This window comes from Caballeronia sp. AZ7_KS35, from assembly GCF_023631045.1.
Classification (GTDB): domain Bacteria; phylum Pseudomonadota; class Gammaproteobacteria; order Burkholderiales; family Burkholderiaceae; genus Caballeronia; species Caballeronia zhejiangensis.
In genome coordinates this window covers 1-4,403 of the sequence record NZ_JALQDV010000080.1, presented here as the reverse complement: position 1 = coordinate 4,403, position 4,403 = coordinate 1, and the positions used below count along the sequence as shown (strand labels likewise).

1 protein-coding gene and 1 pseudogene are annotated in these 4,403 nt (G+C 63.7%); both read right to left on the bottom strand.

Annotation, left to right across the window (positions count from 1 at the left end; genetic code table 11):
- On the bottom strand, positions 1-3,932 hold a 3,932-nt coding region (locus NCT05_RS36515; RefSeq protein ID WP_250504780.1), incomplete at its 3' end, for a DUF6531 domain-containing protein.
- 33 nt (positions 3,933-3,965) lie between these two features.
- A pseudogene (locus NCT05_RS36510) lies at positions 3,966-4,403 on the bottom strand (hypothetical protein); the annotation flags it as partial.

Genomic DNA, 4,403 nt, shown 5'->3' with positions numbered 1-4,403 from the left:
TCGCCGTCCCATGTGAAGACGGTTAGCTCGGTTGCGCCTGTCGCGCCTCTGACTTCCTTCGCCACGCGCCGCCCGAACGCGTCGTAGGTATAGCTCGCGGCAACATCGAACGGGGCAGTGCCAGAAATCCAGGTAGTAGAGCCATCCGTGTTCCTTTCCCGGCGATCGATCTCGTTCGCCGCTGGCGGCTTCCCGTGGCGCTTGGCCTCCGTCAGCCGGTTCTGCTGGTCGTAGGCATAGACCCACGTCACGCCATTAGGCTCGGTCTTGCGGCTCAGGTTGCCGCGCTCGTCATACGCGTAATGAGTGCGGTTCAACTCCTTCAGCACATTGCCAATGCACTTCGGCAACGACTGTTCCCATGCATGCAGCTTCTTTTCATCGTCGGAGCGGCGTTGATCCCACTGTGAGCGCGCCGGCTTGCCCGGATTCGCGCGCAGCCACGCTTCGTCTTCGGCGCGTTCCCGCGTGTGCCGCTCGGCGCGCTCTGCGTCCGTCTCCACGACCGGGCGCGGCGGAACCTTCTCCGGATCGACAGGATTGCCCGCCGGATCGAACGCAAAGATTTCCGTCAGATCGGGCGTCACCGACTTGAGCAAGCGCCCGAGCGGGTCATAGGTATAGTCGGTCACGCCGCGCGCGTGGTCCTCGATGCGCGTCAGGTGGCCCGCCGCGCTGTACTGATACGTGCGCCGTGCAAGCACATCGAGCAGATTGACGCTCGTCGCATGACGCACCGACATCTGCGCGAGCCGTCCCACGCGGTCATACTCGCGCGTCTGCGTGAAGCTGCGATGCGTGCGCTTCACCTCCCGATGCAGCTTGTCGCGCTCGAAGTCCACCAACGGCTTGCCGTCGACGAGAACGCCGTGAACGTGGCCCGAACCATAGCGCAGCCAGTCGACCGTGCGCGTATTCGGCAGGGTGGTCTTCGTGCGATTGCCGAGCACGTCGTATTCGTGACGCGTGACGGTCGAATAGCTGCCCCGGAAAGACGGATGAACGTGCTGCTCTTCCGCAATCAGGTTGTCCGCATCATCGTAATGAAGACGCGTCACCGCGCCGCCGCCCTTGGCGGTGACGAGCCGCCCGCGGGCGTCGTAATAGAACTGCTCGATGGCGGCGTTGCCGATCTTGCGCGCGAGCAATCGGCCCATCGGATCGCGCTCGTAACGCGTCTCGACCCCGGCTTCGGTCGAGGCCGCGAGCCGTCCGGCGTCGTCCCATTCGTAGCTGATGCTGCGCCCATCGAAGCCGGTCTGTTCGATCAACTGCCCGAGCGCGTCATAACGGAAGGTCGTCGACTCGTTGTTCTCGTTGCGCAGCGAGGCGAGCCGGCCCTGTTTGTCGTAGCGGTAGCCGATCCATTGGCCCAAGGTTCCGGGAACAACAATCGTGCGGCGCGAGTGCAACTCATTGAGCTGACCGTACCCGTATAGCGTCTCCGTGCCCGCGCCGTCACGGTACGTCAGCAGGTTGCCGTTGCCGTCCCATGTGAACTTTTCTTCCGTGCCGTCCGCGCGCGTGATGCGCTGAATCTGGCCGCGCGCATCGCGCCGGTAGACCGTTTCGTTGCCTTCTGCATCGGTCACGCGCGACAGATACCCGCGCTCGTCGTAGGAATACAGCGTCGCGTTGCCCGAGCAGTCGGTCGCCCTCATGAGACGGCCGCCGTTGTCATAGTCGAACTGGCGCGCGCCGCCCTTCGGATCGGTCAGCGAAATCAGCCGTCCGCGTGCGTTCCACGAATATTGGGTCGTTCGGCCCGCCGCGTCGGTGACGGCAACCGGTCGGCCGAGCGCGTCGTAATCGGTCGTGCTCACGTCGCCGGTCGGACTCGTCACCTTCACCGGCAAGCCCGCGTCGTTGTACTCGGTACGCGTGGTCTGCGAGAGGGCGTCGGTGACGGCGGTTACACGTCCTTGCTCGTCGTATTCGAAGCGCTGCACCTGACCGAGCGCGTTCTTCGTGCTGACGAGCTGATTGTTCTCATTCCAGTTGAACGCATCGCTGGTTCCGTCCGGATGCTCGACCAGAATGATGCGGTTGTGCTGGTCGTATCGATGGATCGTGGCGTTGCCTTCGCCGTCCGTGACTTTGGTGTACCAGTGCTCGCGGTGATATTCGAAGCGCGTGTCCTCTTTCGGGGCCAGCGCGTGAACGTTCATTTCACGGTCGAGGATCGTGTCCTTGGCGATCCACGTCCGCACGCAGCGCGATTGCGCGGACGTTGCCGCGCTTCGGCCCAACGCGTCCCATTCGAGATTGGCCGGGTTGCCGTTGAAGTCCGTGTAGCGCGTAAGGAGGTGATGCTGATAGACATACGTGCGCGCATGATGAAGTACGTCGCGATGCTCGATCAGATCGCCTTCTGGACTGTACGTGTACTGCGCGATCGCCTCGTCGCGGCTGCCGTGCAAGCCGATCCGATAGATTGCCGCCACACGCCCGTTCACGTTCTCGATACGAATCGTGTTCTCCGCGCCGTCGGTGATGCCGGTCAGTTCGTCCTTGTCGTTGTAGCTCAACGTCAGCCCGAGACCGTCGCGGCCTGTGCGGGCAACGAGCCGGTAGCGCGAAGTCTTCACGGTGCGGCTTTGCTCGTAGACCTCGCGCGAGCCATCGGGATAGGCGAGTTGCAGAGTGCGCGCATCGATTCGGCTGATGGTGAGTTGCTCGCTCGGCACCTCGATCGAATCGCCGAGCGGGACGGCGGGCAGCGGCACCGCGCGCGCGTCCGGATCGAAGAAGGTCAGCGCGCCGCTGTCGTGCTCGTCGATCGACAGGTGATAGGGACTCGTCCAGCGCGCCCCGAGCGGACTTGCATCGTAAGCGCAAAGGCTCGACCGATAGCGCCGCGTCCAGACGATCGGCGTCACGCCGTCGAGCGCGAAGTCGGTCTGTTCGAGGTTCTCGTCGCCCATCGCATAGTTGACCGGCTTCTTGCTCGCCGTTGCCGGACACCCACAGCCGTCCTTCGCGGGCAGGTCGCTGGGCTTTGCGCCTTTCTGCGTGGTCTCGCGATGTTCGCCAGGCTTGGTGTGCGGCTTTTCCATCGTGCCGGGCGCGGCGTGCGCGGTATGCGAGGGAATGCCGCGCGCCTTGCGCCGCTTGATTTCCGCTACGACCTGAGCGGCCATGAAGATCAGAGTGCCGGCCGTGGCCGCATCGCCGAATGCCTGCTTGAGCATCGCGCTGCGGTTGGCGTCGAAGGCATCGAGCCATTTCAGGATCGTGTCGCGCTGGCCCGAGAGCTTCAGCAATTCATCGATGCCATGCAGGGTGACTTCTTCACCGGTCGGCAACCACGACAGAAAGCCTGTGTTCTCCTTGATGAGACCCATTTGCTTGCCGGCCGACACAGGGTCTTTCACGAAGCTGCGCACGGTGCGCGAAACATCTGCAATACCGCCGTCGATTTCAGAGAGCCAGCCCTGCAGCTTCTCGTCGAGTTGTTCCATAAAGGCGATCGCGTCGCCGCCCGCTGTCGCCCAGAACAGATCGACCAGCACGGCCGCCCCCGCGCCCTTGGCGAACGCGAGCAGCACCTCCCTGACGACCGCGCGGGCGGGACGGCTCGCGTTGCCTGCCGCTGGAATCACGCCGATGGCGTCGATGGCGAGAATGCCCCATGCGGTGAAGCTCTTCGACTCACCCGGCTTGCTGCAAATGCGGTAGATGTCCATGCCCACGTCAGACAACGACATGGCGTTGCCCACGACAGGCAGCATGTAAAGGCACTGGACGAAGATTTCCTGACTGTGGTTCTTGACCGAATCGACGGTGGCCTGCGTGAGCTTCGGCTGGGTTTTCGGCGTCGGGTTGGCGGGCGTGATTTCGTAAGTAATGACGCGCCGCTCTTCGGCATTCTGTTTGATAGCCGGCGCGATCTGTCGCGACGCGGGCTGGCTCGGTGTTGCGGGTGTAGACATTTCTTGTTGGTTCTTATGCGTGAATAGTGCGAGTTACTTCGACGTCAGGGACTTGGCGAGCGTCGGCGTGGATTGCTGTCCCATGCCCGTCAGTGGCGTCCCGGCCGCGCGTTGCGTGACCTGGCCGAGTGGCTGACCCATCGAGCCAATGGCGGCTTGCGTAACGGTTTGCGCTGCCGTGTGGAGCGCTGCGCCCGCACCGCCCGTAAGCGCAGCCTGTGCAACCGATGCCGCCGATCCCGCGAGCGCGGGCAGGGATGCCGATGCAGCGTTCTGCACAGCAGCCATGGCGGGACCGGTCAGGCTCGGCAACGCCACGTCCGCACCTTCTGTTGGCGTCTGGGCGACGCCTGCGGGGTGCGTCCACCTGCGCTTGTCGTCTTTGATCGAATAACCATCCTCGAAATACTCGATACGCCCGCCGCCGCGCGGCACGTTCGCGAGCATCCCTTTGCCGTTCTCGTCGAGCGT